16 protein-coding genes are annotated in these 22,754 nt (G+C 71.6%); 7 read left to right on the top strand and 9 right to left on the bottom strand.

All coding sequences use genetic code 11. The features are described 5' to 3' along the window. The first annotated feature begins 683 nt into the window (after positions 1 to 683). The 3 genes from WFH32_RS11035 to WFH32_RS11025 all read left to right on the top strand — a co-directional run bounded on the left by WFH32_RS11035 (position 684) and on the right by WFH32_RS11025 (position 6,742). Positions 684 to 3,056, top strand: coding sequence for a glycoside hydrolase family 3 N-terminal domain-containing protein (locus tag WFH32_RS11035; RefSeq protein WP_336707433.1), 2,373 nt, complete (start codon positions 684 to 686; stop codon positions 3,054 to 3,056). A gap of 128 nt (positions 3,057 to 3,184) precedes the next feature. Beyond that, entirely contained in the window at positions 3,185 to 3,598 is a 414-nt protein-coding gene (locus WFH32_RS11030; RefSeq protein WP_191796819.1) for a hypothetical protein, read from the top strand. A 153-nt stretch (positions 3,599 to 3,751) separates the two neighbouring features. Continuing rightward, positions 3,752 to 6,742, top strand: a complete 2,991-nt coding sequence (locus WFH32_RS11025; protein WP_336707432.1) for a glycoside hydrolase family 3 C-terminal domain-containing protein — start codon at positions 3,752 to 3,754, stop codon at positions 6,740 to 6,742. 261 nt (positions 6,743 to 7,003) lie between these two features. On the opposite strand, the gene WFH32_RS11020 is transcribed toward WFH32_RS11025, so the two are convergent. Then, positions 7,004 to 7,705, bottom strand: a complete 702-nt coding sequence (locus tag WFH32_RS11020) for a PAS and ANTAR domain-containing protein (protein WP_336707431.1) — start codon at positions 7,703 to 7,705, stop codon at positions 7,004 to 7,006. Between the two features lie 110 nt (positions 7,706 to 7,815). Between WFH32_RS11020 and WFH32_RS11015 the strand changes: the two genes are divergently transcribed. The 3 genes from WFH32_RS11015 (at position 7,816) to WFH32_RS11005 (ending at position 11,092) form a co-directional block, all read left to right on the top strand. Further along, the gene (locus WFH32_RS11015; RefSeq protein ID WP_336707430.1) at positions 7,816 to 8,421 is read left to right on the top strand and encodes a thiamine pyrophosphate-dependent enzyme; all 606 of its coding nucleotides are present in this window, start codon (positions 7,816 to 7,818) and stop codon (positions 8,419 to 8,421) included. Positions 8,422 to 8,616: 195 nt separating this feature from the next. Continuing rightward, complete coding sequence (locus WFH32_RS11010; protein ID WP_336707429.1) at positions 8,617 to 9,705, top strand: NAD-dependent epimerase/dehydratase family protein; 1,089 nt, start codon at positions 8,617 to 8,619, stop codon at positions 9,703 to 9,705. 1 nt (position 9,706) lies between these two features. Next, positions 9,707 to 11,092, top strand: coding sequence for a UDP-glucose dehydrogenase family protein (locus WFH32_RS11005; RefSeq protein WP_336707427.1), 1,386 nt, complete (start codon positions 9,707 to 9,709; stop codon positions 11,090 to 11,092). On the opposite strand, the gene WFH32_RS11000 is transcribed toward WFH32_RS11005, so the two are convergent. The 8 genes from WFH32_RS11000 to WFH32_RS10965 all read right to left on the bottom strand — a co-directional run bounded on the left by WFH32_RS11000 (position 11,078) and on the right by WFH32_RS10965 (position 21,627). Continuing rightward, on the bottom strand, positions 11,078 to 12,073 hold the full coding sequence (locus WFH32_RS11000) for a glycosyltransferase family 9 protein (RefSeq protein WP_336707426.1): 996 nt from the start codon (positions 12,071 to 12,073) through the stop codon (positions 11,078 to 11,080). The two genes, WFH32_RS11005 and WFH32_RS11000, sit on opposite strands and share 15 nt — an antisense overlap. A gap of 71 nt (positions 12,074 to 12,144) precedes the next feature. After that, complete coding sequence (locus WFH32_RS10995; RefSeq protein WP_336707425.1) at positions 12,145 to 12,870, bottom strand: SDR family oxidoreductase; 726 nt, start codon at positions 12,868 to 12,870, stop codon at positions 12,145 to 12,147. Next, the gene (locus WFH32_RS10990) at positions 12,867 to 15,017 is read right to left on the bottom strand and encodes a PfkB family carbohydrate kinase (protein ID WP_336707423.1); all 2,151 of its coding nucleotides are present in this window, start codon (positions 15,015 to 15,017) and stop codon (positions 12,867 to 12,869) included. The genes WFH32_RS10995 and WFH32_RS10990 overlap by 4 nt, the downstream gene beginning before the upstream one ends. Beyond that, positions 15,014 to 16,354: a glycosyltransferase gene (locus WFH32_RS10985; protein ID WP_336707421.1), complete on the bottom strand. Its 1,341-nt coding sequence runs from the start codon at positions 16,352 to 16,354 to the stop codon at positions 15,014 to 15,016. The genes WFH32_RS10990 and WFH32_RS10985 overlap by 4 nt, the downstream gene beginning before the upstream one ends. Continuing rightward, the gene (locus WFH32_RS10980) at positions 16,351 to 17,340 is read right to left on the bottom strand and encodes a glycosyltransferase family 4 protein (RefSeq protein ID WP_336707419.1); all 990 of its coding nucleotides are present in this window, start codon (positions 17,338 to 17,340) and stop codon (positions 16,351 to 16,353) included. Before WFH32_RS10980 ends, WFH32_RS10985 begins: the two co-directional genes overlap by 4 nt. Next, a complete protein-coding gene (locus WFH32_RS10975; protein ID WP_336707417.1) occupies positions 17,337 to 18,386 on the bottom strand; it encodes a glycosyltransferase family 9 protein in 1,050 nt (349 codons plus the stop codon). The genes WFH32_RS10980 and WFH32_RS10975 overlap by 4 nt, the downstream gene beginning before the upstream one ends. Beyond that, a complete protein-coding gene (locus tag WFH32_RS10970; protein ID WP_336707415.1) occupies positions 18,374 to 19,960 on the bottom strand; it encodes an HAD-IIIA family hydrolase in 1,587 nt (528 codons plus the stop codon). Before WFH32_RS10970 ends, WFH32_RS10975 begins: the two co-directional genes overlap by 13 nt. Next, entirely contained in the window at positions 19,960 to 21,627 is a 1,668-nt protein-coding gene (locus WFH32_RS10965; protein WP_336707413.1) for a carbamoyltransferase family protein, read from the bottom strand. The genes WFH32_RS10970 and WFH32_RS10965 overlap by 1 nt, the downstream gene beginning before the upstream one ends. A gap of 261 nt (positions 21,628 to 21,888) precedes the next feature. Here WFH32_RS10965 and WFH32_RS10960 point away from each other — a divergent pair, with 261 nt between their 5' ends. Beyond that, positions 21,889 to 22,740 carry a glycosyltransferase gene (locus tag WFH32_RS10960; protein WP_336707411.1) on the top strand — a complete coding sequence of 284 codons (852 nt, stop codon included), beginning with the start codon at positions 21,889 to 21,891 and terminating at the stop codon, positions 22,738 to 22,740. Positions 22,741 to 22,754: the final 14 nt, after the last annotated feature.

Below are 22,754 nucleotides of genomic sequence, written 5' to 3'. Positions count from 1 at the left end.
GCCGACTACGCCGCACCACCCTGCACCAGATCTCCAACCTCCCCGGCAGACCCGGACGCCAACTCTCCGTCCTGGCCTACAAAGCCGCACAACGCGTCATCGGCTTCAACTAGAGGCTTCAACCAGACCCCCCGAAGGGCCCGACACCACCACGGTGCCGGGCCCTTCGGCATGGTCACCGCCTTACCCCGGCAGAGGGCTCCGCGTGCCGCTCGGGCCCGGCCGGCGGCCGGTGAACGTGTCGTGCCCGGGGTCCGCCCGACCGACTGTCCCGCCCTGCCGCGACGAGGTGCGGGCGGCCGTGGCTCGCTCCGTGACGGCGACACGTCCTCGTCACGGTGGCTTGGAACCCCCTCGCCGACGGGCCACGAACTGCCCCGCGCGACAGTTTGTGCTCTCAAATCGACAGGTTGTGCAGAACGGGCCGGAGCCCGTCGTGAACCGCGCTGTGATGAGTCCGCTGGGCTCCGCAGATGGGACACCGCTTGTGCCATACGCAGCGCAGCTTCGTCCGGGCCGGACTCGACTCCGATGTCGACCAGGCCCGCACGACCGATGTTGCCACGAGGGGGCATCTAGGGCGCGGCAGCACTTGAAGAGTCGAAGGAGACACACGTGTACACCCGCAAGCGCGACGAAATGGGATGTCGATGAAGACTACGGTTACGGCACGACGAGGCCAGATGAAGACCAGAGGGGTCAGGGGCGCGGCAGCGCTCTCGGCGATCGCCCTGATCGCGGTTGCGGGTTGCACCAGCGGCACCTCCGACGAGAACGAGTCCAAGGGCGGGAACGCCTTCACCACCCGTGAGGTCACCGACGGCAAGACCGATTTCGTCGTCGTCACGAACCCCGGCGACGGACCGGTCCTCTCCTACGGCGCCGACAGCGGGATCGAGCTCCTGACGGAGGAGGTCGACGGCAAGAAGTCCGCGTTCAAGGACATGAACGGCAACGGGACGCTCGACACCTGGGAGGACTGGCGGGTCCCGGCCAAGGACCGCGCCGCCGACCTCGCCCAGGAGATGTCCGTCGAGCAGATCGCCGGCCTGATGCTGTTCAGCTCGCACGAGCGCTCCCAGGTGGACGGGCTCACCGACGCGCAGAAGGAGTACCTGAAGGACTCCAACCTGCGCAACGTGCTGCACGCCGGCGCGAGCGACGCCGAGGCGACGGTCAAGTGGGCGAACGCGATGCAGGCGTACACGGAGACCCTCGCAGCCGAGGGCACCCCGTACGTCCCGGTGAACTTCGCGTCCGACCCGCGCTCGACCGCGGGCTCCGGCGGCTACAACGCCGAGGGTGCGGACATCTCGCGCTGGCCGTCCAACCTGGGCCTCGCCGCGACGTTCAACCCCGAGCACACCAAGAACTTCGGCGAGATGTCCTCGGCGGAGTACCGTGCGCTCGGCCTGACGACGGCTCTGTCGCCGCAGATCGACCTCGCGACCGAGCCGCGCTGGCTGCGCGTCGGCGGCACGTTCGGCGAGGACGCGGACCAGAACACCGAGCTGGCCGCGGCGTACGTCGACGGCTACCAGGGCAGCGAGGGCACGGACCAGTGGGGTCCGGAGTCCGTCAACGCCATGATCAAGCACTGGTCCGGCGACGGTCCGGGCGAGGGCGGCCGCGAGGGGCACACCGACGCCGGCAAGTACGGCGTGTACCCGGGCGACAACATCGCGGCGCAGCAGCAGGCGTTCCTCGGGTCGCTCGACTCCGCGGCGGTCATGACCGCGTACTCGATCGCGCTCGACGAGAACGGCGACCCGAAGTTCACCGACCGCATGGGCACCGCGTACGACCAGGACCGCATGGACCAGCTCCGCAAGGAAGCCGGCTACGAGGGCGTCGTCGTCACCGACTGGGGCGTCATGAGCGGCGCCAACGACGAGGGCGAAATGTTCGGCATGGCCTGGGGCGCCGAGGACCTCACCCCGGCCGAGCGCTACCTCAAGGTGCTGGGCACCGGTCACGACATGTTCGGTGGCGTCAACGACGCGACGCACATCCTCGAGGCCGCCGACCTGTGGCAGCAGAAGTTCGAGGCCGGTGAGCTCGAGGAGGACGCACAGACCCGCTTCCAGGAGTCCGGTGCTCGCATCCTCACGATGTTCTTCAACCCGGGCCTCTACGAGAACCCGTTCCTCGACCTCGAGCAGTCGAAGTCGGTCCTCGCGAGCGACGACAAGGTCGAGGCGGGCTACGCGGCCCAGCTCGACTCGGTCGTCATGCTGAAGAACGACGGCGAGACCATCTCGGCCGCGGACGCCGCGGACTGGAAGGACAAGACCGTCTACATCCCGCGCAACTACAACACCGGCTTCGCCGGCGCGTTCGGTCCCGGTGAGTACACCGAGGCACCGAGCATCGACATCGAGACCGCCGAGAAGTACTTCGGCAAGGTCGTCACCGACGAGGCCGTGACCGACGCCGAGGGCGTCGTGACCAGCTACACCGCTCCCGACCTCACCGACGTCGACGTCGTCCTCGTGGGCATGGACTCCCCGGACAACGGCGGCAACTTCTCCAACATCGGTCACGACCTGGAGAACGACACCTGGTACCCGCTGTCGCTGCAGTACCGCCCGTACACGGCTGACGGCGAGCACGTCCGCAAGGTCTCCCTCTCGGGCGACATCCTGGCCGACGGCACCAAGCAGAACCGCTCGTACTTCGGTAACACCTCGAAGATCGCGAACGAGTCCGACCTGGACGCGTTCGAGCGCGCCACGGCTGCCGTCGAGGCCACCGGCAAGGACATCCCCGTGATCACGGTCCTCAAGGCGATCAACCCGGTCGTCCCGTCCGAGTTCGAGGGCAAGTCCGACGCCATCGTCGTGGGCTTCGGCACCAGCGACCAGGCGCTCATCGAGGTCGCGCTCGGCCTCTACGAGCCGCAGGGCCGCCTGCCGATCCAGTTCCCGAAGGACATGGACACGGTCGAGGCTCAGCTCGAGGACGTCTCGAAGGACATGGCGCCCTACACGGACGCTGCGGGCAGCTCGTACGACTACGGCTTCGGCCTGAACTACGCGGGGCCGATCACGGACTGACGGCAACGCACGGGCGGCCGACGGCGCGAGTCGTCGGCCACCCGGGTACCGGGGCGTCCCGTGGACGCCCCGGTACACCCGTAAGGCTGCGGGACGTTCTCGCGGCCAGAACTCACCAAGGAGCAGAAGTGAAGCAGAACAAGGTGCTGACCACCGGCCTCGGCGTCGTGCTGGGCCTGACGGGGCTCTTCGGGCTCACCGCCTGCGGCAGCGGCGACAGCGACTCCGGCGCGAACGCCTCCGCGGAGCAGGCCGCCGACGTCGACATCAAGGAAGACCTCGAGAACGCCAAGACGGCCGTGGCGGACGCCCTGGCCGAGGACGACTCCTGGGCCCAGATTATGCTTGCCAGCGACGTCAAGGCCCCGACCGTCAAGTACGGCCTCCTCGTGGTGCCCTACACGGCCTCGGACGCCGCGTCGCGCGTGCAGGGCACGGTCGACATCAAGGACGGCAAGTTCACGATCGAGGGCGACTCGGCCGCCACCGGCCAGACGTGGCAGATCGACCAGGACGGAAAGATCTCCGAGGTCTCGGAGTAGCTCCACGGAGCACCGCCCGGTCCCTGGCCAGACGACGTCCGCGGGACCGGGCCGTCGACCCATCACGACGAGACGCTGGCAGTGCGTCACGTCCGCGGCGCAAGCCGGCGATCCCCATGACCTGATCGCTGCCCGCACTCGAGGAGGAATGCAGTGAACGCCAAGGCGAACAACGCCGACCGGCAGAAGAAGCCGATGTCGAACAAGAAGTACCTGTGGATCTGGGCCCCCGCCCTCGCCACGGTGACGGTGGTGACGGTCGTCGCGAACGTGGCGCTCAACGTCGCCGGCGGCTGGGTCGCGTCCCAGTTCGGTTCCGGTACGTACGAGTTCACGAACGCGGCCGAGTCCGCCGGCTGGGACACCGAGTACTACACGTCCGACTTCGGCAGCATCGAGGAGGTCGACGAGGCGGCCAAGTCCCTCGTCGAGGAGATCGCGGCAGGCGGCATCGTCCTGGCCAAGAACGAGGCGGGCACGCTTCCCCTGGCGACGAGCTCGCGCGTGACGATGCTGGGACGCGCGGCTGCGGACCCGGTGTTCGGAGGCTCCGGCTCCGGCTCGGTCGACACGAACTCGGCGGTCACCGCCCGTGCCGGGCTGGAGAACGCCGGCTTCGAGGTGAACGACCAGGTCTTCACCACGATCGAGGAGTTCGCTGCGGAGAACCCTCGGGGCTACATCGAGATGGACCGCCCCGACATCTCCACCTACTACATCGGTGAGCTGCCGGTGGGCGAGTACGAGGCGCAGTCCGCGTCGTTCGCCGACTACTCCGACGCCGCCGTCGTGTTCGTCGGTCGGCCCGGTGGTGAGGGCGGCGACCTCACGCAGGACATGACCGGCTGGGACGACAACGCCGCACCCGGTCAGCACCAGCTCGAGCTGAACCAGGACGAGAAGGACATGATCGAGCTCGCGAAGTCGAGCTTCGAGAACGTGGTCGTCGTCGTCAACTCCTCCACGACCATCGAGATGGGCGCCTTGCAGGACGACCCTGAGATCGACTCGATCCTGCTGGCCGGTTCGCCGGGCGCCACGGGCCTCAGTGCCCTGGGGCGCATCCTGGCGGGCGACGTGAACCCGTCCGGCCGCACCGCAGACCTGTGGGCTGCCGACTTCACGGCCGACCCGACGTTCGCCAACTTCGGCGGGTTCGTCTACGACAACATCGAGGCGTCCTTCCCGGTCCCGGCGATCGAGAAGGCCACCTCCAACGCGACGCTCACGTCCGACGCCCCGTTCGTGAACTACGCCGAGGGCATCTACTTCGGCTACCGCTACTACGAGACCGCGGCGGCCGAGGGCTTCATCGACTACGACGAGGCCGTCGTCTACCCCTTCGGGTACGGCCTGAGCTACTCCGACTTCGCCTGGAAGGTCGTCAGCACCGAGGCCGGCGAGGTCGACGGGAAGATCTCCGTGACGGTCGAGGTCACGAACACGGGCGCCACCGCGGGCAAGGACGTCGTCGAGCTCTACTACTCCGCTCCCTACACGGCGGGCGGCATCGAGAAGTCCGAGGTCGTGCTCGGTGGCTTCACCAAGACGGGGCTCCTGGAGCCCGGCGCGAGCGAGACGGTCACGATCGACCTCGCCGTCGAGGACATGGCGTCCTACGACCACCTGGGCAACAAGGCGTACGTCCTCGAGGCGGGCGACTACAGCATCTCGCTGCGGACCGACTCCCACACCGTCGCTCCGGGCACGGAGCCGGTCGTCTACACGGTCGACTCCGACGTCGTGTACTCGGGTGACGACCACCGTGCGACGGACCTCGCCGAGGTCACGAACCAGTTCGACGACGTCTCGGCGCAGTTCAGCGCCGAGCCGACCGACGGCAAGATCCTGTCGATGTCCCGCGCGGACTTCGCCGGGACGTTCCCGAAGGCGCCGACCGCGGACATGCTCGTCGCCGACGAGGCCGTCCAGAAGGGCTTCGAGCCCTGGGACCTCGAGGCGGCAGCGGCGGCGTTCGAGGGCGAGAAGCCCACGACCGGTGCGCAGACGGACCTGACCCTCGTCGACATGCGCGGCCTGCCCAAGGACGACCCGAAGTGGGACGAGCTGCTCGACGCGGTCTCCGTCGGCGACATGACGTCCATGCTGCTCAACGGCGCCTACCAGACGGCCGCTATCGGCTCGATCGCCAAGCCGCAGACCGTCGAGCCCGACGGGCCCGCCGGCTTCTCCTCGTTCATCAACTCCTCGATCAACGGAGTGGCCTACCCCTCGGAGTTCCTCATCGCGCAGACGTGGGACGTCGAGCTCGGTGCGGCCATGGGCGAGATGCTCGGCAACGAGGCGATGTTCAAGGGCATCAACGGTTGGTACGCGCCGGCGATGAACCTGCACCGTTCGCCGTTCGGTGGTCGCAACTTCGAGTACTACTCGGAGGACCCGTTCCTCTCGGGCGCGATGGCGACCTCGGTGGCCAACGGCGCCGCGACGAAGGGTGTCTACACCGCGCTCAAGCACTTCGCGCTCAACGAGCAGGAGACGAACCGCGTCAACAACGGCATCGCGACGTGGGCGACCGAGCAGACGATCCGGGAGATCTACCTCAAGCCGTTCGAGATGGCCGTCAAGGGCATCACCATGGACGTGCAGTACGTGTCCGACGACGAGGGCACGATCTCGGAGACGACGATCGGTGCGGGCAGCATCATGAGCTCGTTCAACCGCATCGGCGCCACGTGGGCCGGTGGCTCCGAGGCGCTCATGACGAACGTCCTGCGTACCGAGTGGGGTTTCGAGGGCTTCGCGATCTCGGACTTCAACCTGTACCCGTACATGAACCCGAACCAGAGCATCAGCGCCGGCACGGACCTCACCCTGACCTTCCAGCCGTCGAAGTCCCTCGGGGACACCACGTCGGCCAAGGCGGTCAGCGACATCCGTGAGGCGACGCACAACATCCTGTTCACGGTCGCCAACTCCAACGCCATGAACGGGCTCGCGCCCGGTGCGACGGTCACCTACACGCCGCCGACCTGGGTCTACATCCAGATCGGTGCGACGGTGCTGATCGGCCTCCTGGTGCTGGCCGGCGGGTTCATGGTGACGCGTCGTGTGTTGCGGCACCGCAAGGCCGAGGCTCCCACCGCCACCCCGGAGCGGGTGACCGTCGGCGCCGACTCCTGAGACCGCCTCGGTCCGTCGTGCGGGTGGTCCCCGTCACGTGCACGACGGACCGAGGTTCCTCCGGCCGGGTGGCCGACGGTGCGTGTTCCAGCGCGTCCCGCCGGCCACCCGGCCAGCTTGCCTCCTCGTCCCTCTCGGGGGACACCGATGCCCTCGTGAGCGCCTTTCCCTCCCCGACGGGGTGGGGCGGCGCTCACGAGGGCATCGTCGTGTCCCGACGACGGCGGTGCGCGCGATCGACGACGCGCGGTGACCCGTCGGTCAGGCCGATCGGTCGAGCACGTCGACTGCAGGCCGGGGCTCGCGGGGTCGGTCCAGGAGCTCGTTCACCGACCGTCGATGGTCCTCGGGGGCCGGGAGCCGCTCGGCCAGCTCGACGACCCATCCCGACAGCCTGCGCAACGGCACGTTGTGGTCGTTCGACGCGGCGCGCAGCACGCTGAAGGCGCGGCTGGCGCTCACGTCGCACGTGAGGGCCAGGACGCCTTTCGCCTGCTCGATCGTTGCGCGATGCTCCGCAGCGGCGCGGATCTGCTCACCCGCGATGACCTCCGCCCGCCGGGCGAGGGCGCTCGTGAGGTCGGTGAAGTACCCCATGACCTCGACGACCTCGTGCGTGTCGCGGTCTCGCCGCCCCTGTCCCACGAGGCACAGGGTCCGCTCACGGCCCCGGGCGGTCTCGATGCGGTGGACGCTCGAGAAGGGCATCGCGTCCTCGCCTGCGCGGTGGAGCACCTCCTCGACGTCGGCGCGGTCGTCGGGGTGGCGGAGCGCCAGGAAGACGTTCGTGGTCGGCGTGATCTCGTCCAGGTCGTAGCCGTGCAGGGCGAAGGTCTCGGACGACCACCACCAGCGTCCTGTGGCCAGGTCGTGCCGGAACCGGCCGACCGGACGAGCCTGCCCAGGACCACCCGGGCGCTTCGGGGAGTCGGCGCGTTCCGGGCGGGTGGGGGTGATGGTCATGGTGCGACGACTCCTCGGGGTGCGTGCTCGTGTCGGCGTCGGCACCCCCTCGTGTCGGCACCTTCCACCTTCTCGCACCGGGTGCGTGCGCGCCTCGACCGAAAGTCGGGATGTCGCTCGACCCGAGGCCGATGGACGGACGCCGGCCGGGCTGCCGCGCCCGCGCGCGGGATCGACACGTGTTCCATGGCGCCTCTTCTCCAACGGCCGATGATCATGGGCACGGTCTGGCCGCCAAGCTGTTGCACCCTGGCCGGCCCGTCCTCGCTCTCGCCGGGGACGGTGCGATGCAGACGAACGGCCTCTCGGAACTGATCACCGTCGCCTCGCGCTGGCGAGACTGGACGGACCCGCGCTTCGTCGTGCTCGTCCTGAACAACGGCGATCTCGCCGAGGTGTCGTGGGAGCATCGCGAGATGGAGGGAGACCCGCGGTTCCCCGCGTCGCAGGAGGTGCCGCCCTTCCCGTACGCGGAGTACGCGGAGCTGCACGGGGTGCGGGTGGCCCGGCCCGAGCAGGTCTCTGTCGCCTGGCGCGAGGCCTTCGCCGCCGAGCGTCCGACTCTCGTCGAGGCGGTCGTCGATCCCGACACCCCCCTCCTGGCCCCACGCCAGCCGGGGGAGAAGGTCGAGCAGACGGAGCGCGCCCTGAGACAGGAGCCGTCCGGCGAGCAGCCCGAAGCACTTCTGCGCGAACAGCGGCAGACGGAGCCGTGATCGGTGCGGCGTCGGTGTCGGTGCGACCTTGCGCTTCGCCAGGTGGCACGTGGGGGACCGGCCAAGGCAGGCAGGTGTGGACACGTCCCGACCGGACGCGTTGCACGTGCGAGCCGGTCGTCACGGTGCGAACGTGGTGGAGGACCGGTTCGAGGAACGTGACCGACCGCAGCAGATGACGCGCGGGAGCAGGACATGGCTGAGGAGCCGAACAGCACAACCACCCAAGCGACTCACGGGGCGTCGCGCAGGCCGATCCGCCACGCCGTGGTCACCGGGGGTGGAGGCTTCGTCGGGAGCCACCTGTGCGTTGCGCTGAGGGCTCGGGGGGCCGAGGTCACGTGCGTCGACGACTTCTCGTCCGGTGCACCAGCCAACGTCGCGGACCTGGAGGACGACGTCGGGTTCCACCTGGTCGAGGCCGACGTCTCGCACGGCGACCTGGCCGACGTCGTGGACCCCAAGACCGTCGACCTGGTGCTCCACCTGGCTTCGTCGGCCTCCCCTACGGACTACCTGCGACGCCCGCTCGAGACTCTCGACGCAGGCTCGTCGGGCACGCGGAACGCCCTGGACCTCGCCGAGGCGGCGGCAGCCCGGTTCGTGCTCGCCTCGACCTCGGAGGTGTACGGCGACCCCGCGGTGCATCCCCAGCCCGAGGACTACTGGGGGAACGTCAACCCGGTGGGGCCGAGGAGCGTGTACGACGAGGCCAAGCGGTTCGCGGAGGCCCTGACCACCGCCTACCGCGGGGCGCGCGGCGTCGACACCGGCATCGCCCGCATCTTCAACACCTATGGACCGCGCATGCGTCCCGACGACGGCCGGATGATCCCCACGTTCATCACGCAGGCGCTGGCCGGCGAGCCGTTGACGGTCGCGGGGAACGGGTCCCAGACCCGATCGGTCTGCTACGTCGACGACCTCGTGGAGGGGCTGACCGCCCTGGCGGTGAGCGAGCTGCCCGGCCCGGTCAACCTGGGGAGCCACACCGAGATGACGGTCGCACAGGTGGCCGCCGACGTGCTGCGGGCGACCGGTGCGGCGACCGGCGTCGTCCACGTGGAGCTGCCCACGGACGACCCCCGTCAGCGACGACCTGACACCACGCTCGCCGAGCGTGAGCTGGGCTGGCATGCCTCGACGCCGTGGGACGTCGGGCTGGCGCGGACCGTCGACTGGTTCCTCCAGGCCCGGTCCTCGGGCGGGGCGCTCGCGGCCGATCTGGTCCCCGGCGCCGGCCTGGCGGCCGTGCCGGTCGACGCGCGACGCTCGGGAGCATGACGTGCGCATCTCGGTCATCGGCTGCGGCTACCTGGGAGCGGTGCACGCCGCCGTCATGGCACGTCTGGGACACCAGGTCGTCGGGGTGGACGTGAACCCCGAGCGGGTCGAGGTCCTCGCTTCCGGGCACGCCCCCTTCTACGAGCCGGGGCTCGCGCCGTTGCTGGCCGACGGGACGAGGACGGGTTCGCTGCGGTTCACCACGGACTCCGCCGCCGCCCGCGGCTCCACGATCCACTTCCTGTGCGTGGGGACGCCACAGGTCGCCGCGGGCGACCAGGCCGACCTGAGCGCGCTCGACGCCTCGGTGCTCTCGCTGCTGCCCCATCTCGGCGCGGAGGACCTCGTCGTCGGCAAGTCCACGGTCCCCGTCGGGACCGCGCGTTCGCTCGCGTCGTGGCTCGGCGAGGGGGAGGAACGCGGACGTCTGGCGTGGAACCCGGAGTTCCTGCGCGAAGGTCACGCCGTCGAGGACACCCTGCATCCGGACCGGCTCGTCTACGGCGTCGAGCGCGGGCCGCTCGGGGAGCTCGACACCGCCCTCCTCGACGAGGTGTACGACCGACTGCTGCGCGAAGGGGTCCCGCGCATCGTCACGGACTACGCGACGGCTGAGCTCGCCAAGGTCGCCGCGAACTCCTTCCTCGCCACCAAGATCTCGTTCGTCAACGCGATGGCCGAGGTGTGCGAGGCGAGCGGGGGTGATGCGGCCGCCCTGGCACGTACCCTCGCGAGCGACTCCCGCATCGGCGCGGACTACCTTGGAGTCGGGCTCGGGTTCGGGGGCGGCTGCCTGCCCAAGGACATCCGGGCGTTCGCAGCGCGGGCGGAGGAGCTGGGGGCAGGGCCCGCGGTGGCGTTCCTGCACGAGATCGACCAGATCAACGACCGTTGCCTGGACCGCGCTGTGGAACTCGTGCGGCGGGCCGCGGGCACGGGCGGGTTGGACGGGGTCCGGGTCAGCGTCCTGGGAGCAGCGTTCAAGCCCGAGAGCGACGACGTGCGTTCCTCCCCGTCCCTGGGGCTCGCCCGACGTCTCGCGTCCCGCGGGGCGCAGGTCGTCGTGACGGACCCTCAGGCGGTCCCGCTTGCCCAGCTCGCCGCTCCCGAGCTGAGATACGCCGTCGACCTCGCGGAGGCCGTGACGGGAGCCGACGTCGTGGTGCTCGCCACCGAGTGGGACGAATATCGGCGCCTTGAACCGGAGCGCCTCAAGGCACTCGTCCGACGTCCCTGCGTGGTCGACACGCGCGGCGCGTGGGACCTGCCCGGGTGGCAGCGGGCCGGATTCACGGCCCTCGCGCTGGGACGGCCCGGCGAGGGCTCGTGGGAACCCGACCCGGCTCCGCGCCCACCGTCGCGGTCGAGCGCCTCAGGGAACGCGTGAGCCGACCAGAAGACGCTCGGCGCCCGCCAGGACCTCGGCCACGGTCACCGCCGCCAGGGCGGGATCGAGAACGGTGCCGTGGGGATCGCCGGGCTCACTGCCTGGGAACGTCTCGTCGCCGTGCCAGAGGACCGTGTGGAGCGCTGGGTCGATCGCGGGCCCCCACAGCCTCGGCGGTGTGGGGCCGAAGAGGACGACGGACGGGCGCTCGTAGGCGGTCGCCAGGTGCGCCACCCCGGTGTCGCCACTGACGACCAGGTCGGCGTGCGAGACGACGTCGGCGAGGTCGGGCAGCGTCAGAGAGCCCGCCGCGTCCACCGCCCGGGGGCCGCGCAGGGCGGACGGACCCGTGGCCCTGGTCCGGTGTTCGCCGGCGACGGCGGCCGTCAGAGGCCGCTCGGACGCGCTCCCGGTCACCACCACGCGGTGGCCGGACCGGACGAGATCGTCGACGACGGCCCTGAATCGTTCGACTGGCCACTGCCTCGACCCGGACGCCGCGCCGGGGTGGACGACGACGTACCCCGCCTCATGCCGGGGCCGCGGCCGTGGGGCCAGCCGCAGGTCCTCTCGGCCGCAACGGCCCCCGACGGACTCGACCAGACGGCACCACCTGTCGACCTCGTGCTCGTCCGCGTCCCAGGCCGGTCCGTCGAGACCAAGATCGGGGGACGAGTAGGCCACCAGCGCACTCGGGCCCGTCCTCAGGAGGGCCAGGTGGCTCTGGGGGCCCTTGCCGTGCAGGTTGACGGCCACGTGCTCGGCCTGCTCGTCATCTCGCCACTGGTCGAGCGCCCTCGTCGCCGCGAGCCCGTCGACCGGCACGACGTCGTCGACCAGACCCAGCCCGCGAAGCCACGCGCCGATTGCCGGCCTGCACCCGAGCACGAGCGGTCGACCGGGCCACGCCCGTCGCAGCCCACGAAGGGCGGGGACGGCCGTGACGGCGTCGCCGAGTCCGAGGGCACGCAAGACCAGCACAGGGGAGGTTCCGCTCCGGTCCCCGTCTGCACCTCGACGGTCACCGCTGTGACCGGGCGGACCGGGCGCCGTCAGGGCCACGACGTCTCGCCTGACGACATCACCAGCATCTCCCGGATCTCCGAGCCCACCGGTTGGCGGAGCGCCATGACGACCGTCGCGGCCGTGCTACGGGGGTCGTTGAGGTCGGCGTCCTCTCCGGGACGGTATTTCGCAGGCCGGCCGTCGAAGAACGGGGTGCGCATCCCACCGGGCACGAGGCACGTCACCCCGACGCGCCCCGCGAGCTCCGCGGCGAGCGCCTGGGAGAAGCCGCGGATCGCGAACTTCGACGCGCAGTAGGCCGTCGCGTCCCCGGCCCCGCGCAGCCCCAGCGTCGAGGACACCGTGATGACGGTCCCGCGGCGTTCGGCGAGGTAGGGCAGCGCAGCGCGGACTACGGCGACCGTGCCGAAGAGGTTGACCCGGAGCACGCGTTCCCAGGTCTCCACGTCGATCTCCGTCAGCGGGCCGCACGCGTCGATCCCCGCCGCGGTCACCACCGCGTCGGGCGGACCGACCTCGTCGGCGAGAGCGCGGACGGCCCGTGCGGCGTCGTCCGAGTCGGCGAGGTCGACCAGGGTGTGGGCCACCCCGGGGCCGGGAACGACTCGGTCGAGGACCACGGGTGTCCCGCCGGCACGGGTGACGGCCTCGACGACGGCCGCACCGAGACCGCTGGCGCCCCCCGTCACGTAGACGGTGCCGACGGGCCGAGGGGTGAGGTCGGTGGTCAGGGCTGCAGCAGAGAGAGTCACGGGCTGGTCTCCTTCGAGGGGTGTGGGACGGTGGCGGGTACGGGCGCCCGGGACGGGACGACGGCGTCCTGCCCGGCACGAGCGCCGGAGCGCTCCAGGATGGCGGTCGTGGACCGCCCTTCGAGATAGGGGAGGATCACGACCCGACCGCCGTGGCGGCGGACCACGTCGGACTCCTTCAGGTCGTCCTCGACGTAGTCCCCGCCCTTGGCCCACACGTCCGGGCGAAGCTCCTCGAGGAGCGCGGTCGGGTCGTCGTCGTCGAACACCAGGACGTGGGCGACGCAGTCCAGCGCGCCGAGCAGGCGCGCGCGGTCGCCCTGGGGCACGACGGGCCGCCGGGGGCCTTTGAGCCGTCGGACGGACTCGTCGCTGTTGAGCAGCACCACGAGCTGGTCCCCGAGCCGGGAGGCCGCCTCGAGGGTCGCGACGTGGCCCGCGTGCAGGACGTCGAAGCAACCGCCCGTCGCGACGAGCGTGCCCTCCGCGTGCAGCCTGGCAGCGAGGCGCGCGACCGAGGTCGCCCCCGGACCGGATCCGCGTCCGGCGTCGGTGGCGCGGTCGTGCGTCGTGTCCCGTCGCCGGAACCCGTCGGCGCCGCCGGCCTCGACCCACCCCGACGCCGCACCGACCGCCCGCAGCACGGCCTCCCGGACGGACGCCCCGCGGGCGAGGGCGACCGCGGCCGTGGCGGCGAACCTGTCGCCCGCGCCGCACGCGTCCCCGGTGACGGAGCGCGCGGAGATGTACAGCGGGTCTCCGTCCCGTCCGGCCAGAAACGCTCCCCGCTCTCCGACGGTCACGCACACGTTGTCGACGTCCCAGGTGTGGCAGAGGGCCTGGCACAGCCCACCGACGTCGTCGGAGTCGATCTCAAGCTCGAGGGCAGACGCCGCGGTGAGCGCCTCGGCCAGGTTGGGCGTCGCGAGCGTCGCCCCGGCGACGGGCGGGCCTCCTCGTGGGTGCGGGTCCCAGACGACGGGTACCGTCCCGACAACGTCCAGCACGGCGCCGCGGACCGGCCCGTCGTAGGTGACGCCTGCGCCGTAGTCGGACACGAGCACGACGTCGGAGCCGTCGAAGGCTCGCCGGACGTCGCTCGCGTCGACGGGCCCCGGTCGGGCAGGGCCGCCGTCGTCGACCCGGACGAGGGTGCGACCGGCGGAACGCACCCTGGTCTTCCTGCGGGTGGCGCCTTCCTGCGGCAGCGCGAAGAGCTCGACGTGCTTGTCGAGCAGGCGGACGAGGTCGAGTGCGGCGCCGTCGGTCCCTATCGGGGCGACGAGCCTCGTGGGCACCTCCTGTGCGCACAGGATCGCTGTCAGACCAGCACCGCCCGGGCTCTGACGCACGTCCACCGTGTCGACGACAGGGACAGGACCGTCCGGGGAGAAGCGCGTGACCTGACCGTCGACGTCCCGGTCGAGCACGACGTCGCCCACCACGGTCACGACCGGCGCGCCCTCGGGGTGTCCGTGCGCCGTGCTGCGGTGAGGCGCAGTGGCCCGCGGCGCGGAGGTGCGCAGACGAGCCGGTGCGTGCGCCGGATCGAAGTGCTCGTCGACGGCAGCGCACAAGGCGTGGACAGCGACGAGGTGCATCTCCTGGATCGCTGCCGTGCTGTCACCGGGGCACCGGAGCACCTCGTCGCTCACGGCACCCAGGGTCGACGGCCCGGGTCCGGTGAGCGCCCACACCGCGATGCCCAGAGTCTTGGCACGACGCGCGGCGGAGACCACGTTGGCGCTCTCGCCGGACGTCGACAGGAGCACCAGGACGTCCCCCCGGCGGCCATGGGCTGCGACCTGGCGCGCGAACATCTCGTCCACTCCGTAGTCGTTGACGATCGCCGTGAGGCTCGAGGTCTCGGCGTGCAGACTGATCGCGGACAACGGCACCCGCTCGTCGCGGAACCGACCGACGAGCTCTGCCGTCAGGTGCTGCGCCTCAGCGGCACTGCCTCCGTTGCCTGCGGCCAGCAGCCGACCGCCTCCACGGAGCACCTCGGCCAGGTGTGCGGCCCGGCCGTCGATCCAGGGGGCCAGCGAGCGGAGCTCGGCGAGGCAACGGCCGAGGTCGGCACAGTGCTCACCGAGCCAGCGCTGGGCGGGTCCGTCGTGAGGTCCGTGCGTGCCCGGGGTGGTCATCGGTCCTCCCCGGTCGTGCGGGGCCCGATGGGCTCGCGGGTGCTCGGTCGCGTGCGCGTGGTCCCGGTCGGGGAGCCGACACCGTCGAGCACATGCCCGGGACCACCTCGGGCATCGCTCCTGTCGCGACCCGAGCGCGCGTCGATCACGTTCTCGTACGCGTGCGCGGTGCGCCGGGCGACCGTGGACCAGCCGTAGAGCCTCTCGGCACGGATCCGTCCGGCGGATCCGAGCGATTCGCCGAGGCGACGGTCGGAGTGCAGCCTCTTGAAGGCCGCCGCGAGCGCCGCGGGGTCCCTGGGGGGCACCAGCAGACCGGTGCGTTCGTGCACGACCGAGTCGAGAAGGCCTCCGACGGCGCTGCCGATGACCGGCCTGCCGCAGGCTGCCGCTTCGATGGGCACGATGCCGAACGGCTCGTACCACGGGTCGCACACCACGACGTCTGCCGCGTGCATGGCATCGCGTACGCCCTGCTGGTCGATGCCGCCCACCAGCTCCACGCGCTGACCGACTCCGAGCGCGTCCGCGAGGTCCCGTAGCCGCCGGGCCTCAGGATCCCCGCCGAGCTCGGCGGCGGGAGGGCCACCGATCACGACGAGGTCCACGTCGACGGCGTCGACGAGCGAACGGATCACGGTCTCGATGCCCTTCCGCTCGACGAGGCGGCCGACCGAGAGGGCGTGGAGCCGGTCGCCGCGGTGTGCTGCTCGTCTCCCGCGTCGAAGGTCGGGACGGAACCGTCCGATGTCGACACCGCACGGCACGACGTCGATCCGGTCCGCGGCCGCGCCGAGTGCCGTGAGCTCGGTGACCTCGTCCGAGCAGGTGGCGATGACGAGGTCGACCTCGGCACACAGGAGCCGCTCGAGGTCGATGCGCTGCGGAGGGCTCGTGTCGTCGTCGCCCTGGTGGCGGCGCTTGACCGAGCCGAGCGCGTGGAAGGTCTGAACCAGAGGGATGTCGAGCCGGCCTGTGCTGGAGAGCCCGGCCAGGCCGGACATCCAGAAGTGCGCATGGACGATGTCAGGGGCCGCTCCTGGCCGTGACCAGGCGGCGAAGAGCTCGTTCCCGAACGCCCGCATGTGAGGGAGCAGGTCGTCCTTCGGTAGTCGCGTGGCAGGCCCCGCGTCGACGTGGACGACCTCCAGGCCGGGCGCGACGGTCACGACAGGGGGCAGGGCGGCGTCGTCCCGCCGGGTGTAGACGGACACCGTGTGTCCTTGATGAGCCAGGCGTTCGGCGAGCGACGCCACGTGGACGTTCTGGCCGCCCGCGTCGACGCTTCCCAGTGTCGCGAGCGGGCTGGCGTGCTCCGAGATCATCGCGATCTTCATGAGGTCACCTCGTGCAGAGTCGTGTCCCAGCGGAGCAGGAACTCCGCCAGCGGATAGTGGGCGAGCACGTGCGCACGGGCGGCGTCGCCGTGGGCCTTCGCCTCGTCCGGGTCGGCGAGCCATCGCCGCGCTGCGGCGACGAGGTCGTCGGGACGGTTGCTCACGACCCCTGCCGCTGCCGGCACTGCGACGGGGGTCTCGGTCGTGCCCAGCGCGATGATCGGAAGCCCCAGGGCCATCGCCTCGAGGAGGGACAGGCCGAGGCTCGTCCAGCGGAACGGGTGGAGGTAGGCGCGGGCCGCCGCGAGCATCCGGTGCATCTGGGTCTGGGGGACGTCCTCGTGCAGAACGGTTCCCGGTGCTTCACCGAGATGGTCCGCGAGGCCCGCCACGTTGATGCCGTAGATCTCGACCGGTACTGAGCCGGCGACCCGCAGGAGCACGTCGGTGCCCACCACCCGCCACCTGCGCACCGGGTCGTTGACGACGGCACCGACGTGGGCCTCGGTACCCGTGTAGAGATGTCCAGGGTCCGCGACGCCGTGGTCGATGACCAGGGTGCGCGCCTTGCCGCAGTCCCACATGAGCTCGTTGAAGGCCGTCACGTGCACGAGGGGGACCTGACCGCGGGCGACCTGGTCGACCTCGGCGCACGGGTGCCTGGTCGTCGCCGCGGGGCCTGAGGGCGTGTTGTGCTCGAGGTAGACGGCCGGTACGTCCTTGCCCGCCTCGAGTCCCGTCCACCGCGTGAGCAGATCGAGCTCGTGCGGACGCTGGAGGACGACGACGTCGATCCCGCCGTCCGCCGCGAGGGCCCGGAGGTCGGTGGGCGACTGTTCGACGACGGACGGGGGCCAGTCCCACGTCGAGGCGCGTCCTCGACCGTCGGGGCCGCGTCCAGGCACGACCGGGACGAGGTACTCGTGGGTGCCCGAGAGGAAGCTGGTGCTCCAGGACCCGTGCACGTGCCACACCAGGACCCTCATGCGACCACCGCCGGCGCAAGGAGGTGCTCGACGGCGTCGGCCACCTCGGCCGCCGGGACCGACGACAGGCATGGATGGCCAGCGGTCGGGCACGTCCTGGCCCGAGTCCCTGCGCACGGCGCCTCCTGGTCACCGAGCACCACCGACGGCACGCCCCAGGGCGCCCAGCGCCGGGCGGGCACGACGGGAGAGAAGAGGCTCACCACGGGTGTCCGGACGGCCGCTGCGAGATGGGCGGGTCCCGTGTTGCCGACGACCAGGCAGCGCGCGCCAGCGAGGACGCCGGCGAGCTCCGCGAGGGTCGTCCGGCCGGACAGGTCGGTGACGCGCTCGTCGCCCGACCTTGCGAACGCGCACAGCTCGCGCTCGCCCGGGCCACCGGTCACGACGACCTCGTGCCCTCGCTGGACGAGCTCGGCGACGATGCGGCGCGAGTGGTCGGGGGAGGGCGCGCGGGACGGCACCGAGGCGCCGGGATGGACCACCACGTAGGGAACGGTGGGCCGCAGGGCGGTGGTCTGCGGCAGAGGGCGGCGCACGGCGAGCCGCTCGTCGAAGGCGTCAGGCGGTCGGAAGCCGGCCGCGCGCACGAGGCCCAGGGCGGCCTCGACCTCGTGCATCCCCTCGGGCCGGTGATGGCGAACGTCGAGCAAGGACCCGGGGTAGTCGACGCTCGTGGCCGCCACGAAGGGCACCTCGGCGAGCCGAGCGAGCAGGGCCATCGGCAGCGGGGACTGATGGAAGGACGTGAAGATCACGGCTCCGTCGTACCGGCGCGCCGCCAGGTCGGACACCGTGCGCCGCACCGTCTCCGGCTCGAACCTCGGCGGCACGTAGCCCGACCAGGGGGCGTCGAAGGTGAGGACGTCGTGGACGCCGGGCAGAAGGCGAGCCGCTGCCGCGGCCGCGGGCGACGTGAGGACGTCGACGCGTGCGACGTGGAGCGCGAGGACGCGCACGGCCGGCCCGGCCAGCAGGACGTCACCGTCGCTGTCCAGGCGGACGGCGAGGACTCGGCCCGGTCGTTGGTGGGTCAGCTCGTCCATCGCGGTCGCCTCCGTCCCCGAGCGCTGTCGCCCAGCCGCGCGCGCATGAGGTCGATCGCGCCCGCGAGGTCCGGCGCGACGAGCGGTCGGCTGCGATCGATCTCGTCGGGCAGGGTCGCGCGCGTCGGGACGAGCACCCCGAGCGCACCGGCTGCTCGCGCCGCCAGCACGTCTGCCTCGATGTCGCCCACGACGGCGCACTCCCAGGGAGCCACGCCCAGCTCGCCGGCCGCCGCGAGGATCATCCCCGGAGCGGGCTTCCGGCAGGTGCACCGGTCGCTCGGCTCGTGCGGGCACACCTGCCACGAGTCGAAGGGGCCCAGGAGCCGCTCCACCTCTGCAGCGACCGCCTCGACGTCGGCTGCGGAGAGCAGGCCCCGAGCGATGCCCGACTGGTTCGTCACCACGCCGAGGAGCAGCCCGCGGGCTCGAAGGGCGTCGAGAGCTTCTCGCGCCCCGTCGACCGGACGGACTGCGGTGGGATCACCGTTGTAGGGCACGTCGTGCACGAGCGTCCCGTCGCGGTCGAAGAGCACGGCTCGGACGGGCGGGGGCCATGAGGGCAGGCCGTGCCGCACCTGCCACTGGCCCCGCACCCGATGGGCCAGGGCGGCGACCGGGACGGCCACGCTGGTCCAGGTCATGCGGAGCAGCTCCGGCCCGAAGCCCGGGTCGCCTGGCCTGGGTCCGGGAAGGACGCGTCGCGCGAGGAACTCGACGGTCAGCAGGCACCACGTGATCGCGCCGAGCCGGGCGAGACGTGTCCGTCCGCTCGCGCCGGCCACCACGGCGACCGCGCCCGCGGCGACGGTGACCACATGCCAGGGAAGACGTCCCCGACCGGTCGCGGCGACCGCACGCCAGCGGGGCCCGTGCAACGCCCGCATCGTCGCGTCGTCGGTGTTGCCGGCCTGGACGCGCAGGCTGATCGCCGGGCCGCTGGGCCTGACAGGATGGACCACTCGTCTCTTCCCGCGCACCAGGAGCCATCCCGCTGCAGCAACTCGGGCAGCCAGGTCCGCATCCTCCCGGAAGGCGCGAGGGAACCTCTCGTCGAACCCGTGCACCCGGTCCAGCGCCTCGCGCCGGTAGACCATGTCGGCCGTCGCCCACCGCGCCCGTTCGAGCCCCGCCGTCGAGCGTTCCCAGTCCGTCGGACGGCGGTCTGGTGGGAGGGGGACCTCGATGCGCCCCTGGATGCCCCCGACGGTGGGGCCGGCGGCGAGGAGGTCGGCGTGCAGTGCACGGACCCAGTCCGCGGGAAGCTCCACGTCGTCGTCGAGGAACGCGACCCAGGGCGTCGTGGTGCTGCGCCATCCGGCGTTCCGGGCGGCGGCAGGCCCACGCCCACCCGTGCGCAGGACCTGGACCGGGAGCGACCCGACCGCCATGTCCAAGGGGGCCGACGGCGTCGCCCGGGTCGGGCGGTCGTCGACGACGTAGATCTCGGTCGGCATCTGTGGGCCGCCGTCGCAGACGTGCCCGCTCTGAGCCTCCAGCTCTGCAAGGAGCCGGGCCAGCGAGGGTCTCCCGACGGTCGGGACCACCACGGCGTATCGCAGTGCGTCACCCATCAGGACCGTCCCACGGGGAAGAGGTGTGCCCGGCGCACGAGGTGCGGTCCGAGCGTCAGGACGTCGACGGGGGCCGACCCGAAGAGCTCGAGCGCGTCGCGCGGGTCGTCGACCATGGGGCGACCAGCGGTGTTCAGGCTCGTGTTGACCACGACGGGGAGGCCGGTGAGGTGCTCGAACGCCCTGATCGTCTCCTGCAACCGCGGTGTGGTCCCGTCGACCGTCTGGATCCTCGCCGTCCCGTCGACGTGCACGACCGCCGCGATACGCTTGCGCCACGCCGGGGACACGTCGTGCACGAAGAGCATGTACGGGCTGGGGACGGGACCACCGCTGAAGATCTCGTCCGCGCGCTCGAGGAGCACCATCGGGGCGACAGGCCGGAACTGCTCGCGCCCCTTGACGTCGTTGAGCCGGTCGAGGTTGGCCAGCGGACCGGGATGTGCGAGGAGCGACCGCTGACCGAGCGCGCGCGGCCCGAACTCCGACCGACCGTCGAACCAGGCGACGATGCCGTCGTCGGCGAGCACCGTGGCGACCTCGGCGGGTAGGTCGTCGGGCGTCTCGAACGGGACCTTGGCCCGCCTCAGCCACGAGGCGAGCTCGTCGTCGGACCAACCCCGCCCCAGTGCGGCGGTGTGCAGCGGTTCGACGACCTCGCCCTCCGCCGCTGCGACGTGGAGCGCCGCTCCGAGCGCGGTACCCGCGTCGCCCGCGGCGGGCTGGACCCACACGTGCTCGAACCGCGACTCGCGCCAGAGCCGGGAGTTGGCGACGCAGTTCAGCGCCGTCCCGCCGGCGAGGGCCAACGCCTGGTCACCGGTCCGGCGATGGAGCCAGTCGGCGAGGTCCAGCAGGATCTCCTCGAGCCGGGCCTGGACCGAGGCCGCCAGGTCGGCGTGCTCGACGAGGCCGCCGTGCTGCTCGCCCCAGGTCCCGTCGTCGACGCGTCGGGGAGCCCATCTCGACCAGTCGGGCGGCTGCGCGACGAACCCGCCGTCGCCGGTGGCGTAGAACAGCTGCCGGAGATCGGACAGGAACCGTGGCGTGCCGTAGGACGCCAGGGCCATGACCTTGTACTCGTCGCTCGAGCGCAGGAACCCCAGATGCTCGGTGAGCGACTCGTAGACGAGACCGAGCGAGTGAGGCAGGTCCTGCGTCGCCAGGACCTCGAGCCTTCCGTCGACGTATCGTCCGGCGAGGTACGACGAGCGCTCGCCGCGGCCGTCGAGCGACAGGACGCTCGCCGTCGTGAAGGGGGAGGCGAGCGCTCCCGACGCGGCGTGCGCGACCTCGTGCGGCACGAAACGCACCGCCGACGGGTCGAGGCCCGGCAGGGCGGTGGCGATCATCCGAGGCGCGTGCTCCGCATAGCGGATGCGCAGCCAGTCCCAGGGGTCGTCGAGCCCCATCTCGGCCGCAGGCAGCGCGAGCGACGGGTCGAACGAGTACGCCACGAGGTCCAGGTCGGTCGGCTCGAGCCCCTGGGACGCGAGGCACCACCGCATGGAGCGCTCCGGCAGCTCCCAGGCGGCGAACGGCACAGGCCGTTTGCCGTGCTTGCGGCGCGAGAACCGTTCCTCCTCGGCTGCGGCGACAGTGCGTCCGTCGACGACGAGCGCCGCGGACGAGTCGTGGAACAGCGCGTTGACTCCGAGAATGCGCATCGATTGCGTGCCCTTCTCGCCTGCGTCAGGCTCGAACAGCACGTCGCGACGAGGCGCGGGACTGTGAGCCGGCACGGATCCGTGGTCGACCTCTTGCAACCGGTCCGCTCTCCACACCATGAACCGCTTCTCGTCGGTTCGCACGTCGGTACACCCATACGTAGTTCTCTTCGTGTGATCCGAGGCGCTCGGCGGGCCTCGACGCGGGGTGCTGAGGCCCCGTCGGAACGCTCGCGATGAAGACGACCGGAGGTGATGACCATGCACGAGGACGAGCGTGTCACCGTCGTCGTGATGAGCCGCGACCGGCGCGAGGAGCTGCTCGCGTCCCTCCCACGTCATCGCGCGGCGGTCGTGCTCGTGGACAACGGGTCGTCGGACGGTTCTGCGGACGCCGTCGGTACGTCGATGCCGCACGTGTCGATCGTCCGGCTCGGCACAGACGTCGGCGCCTTGGCCCGCACCATCGGCGTGGCCCGCGCCCGGACGCCGTTCGTGGCGTTCGCGGACGACGACTCGTGGTGGAGCCCTGGGGCGCTGCGTGCGGGAGCCGATCTGCTGGACGGGCACCCCCGGGTCGCGGCGGTCGTCGGGCGGGTCCTCGTCGGCCCGGACGAGGTGGAGGACCCCGTGGTGGGCTCGCTGAGGGCGTCGCCGCTCGGGGGCGCAGGACTGCCCGGGCCGCGTGTGCTGGGCTTCATGGCCTGCGCCACGATGCTGCGACGCGAGGCGTTCCTCGCCGTGGGCGGTTTCGATCCGTTGGTGCGCTTCCCCGGTGAGGAGGAGCCCCTGGCGCTCCGTCTCGCCGCGAGCGGCTGGGCCCTCGTCTACGCCGAGGGTCTCGTCGTCCACCACTATCCGTCGCCCCACCGGGCGACGCCGGGGGCCCGGGCCGCGCAGATCGCGCGGTCCTCTCTGACGTCGGCGCTGCTCCTGCTGCCGTGGCGCACCGTGCTCGCACGCGCGGCGGGGTTTGCGCGCGCAGGGAGCTGGGAGCGACGTGGCCTGTTCGACGCCCTGCCCACGGTGGTTCCGGCCCTCCGGCGCCGGGTGGTCGTGCCGGAGAGCGTCCGACGTGACCTCGACGCGATCTCCGGCACGGACCGAGGTTAGGGCGCAGGCTGCCG

The sequence above is a fragment of the Oerskovia sp. USHLN155 genome (genome assembly GCF_037145535.1).
GTDB classification, from domain to species: Bacteria; Actinomycetota; Actinomycetes; order Actinomycetales; family Cellulomonadaceae; genus Oerskovia; species Oerskovia rustica.
The sequence above is the reverse complement of the archived record's forward strand: the minus strand, read 5'-3'. Positions and strand labels throughout refer to the sequence as shown.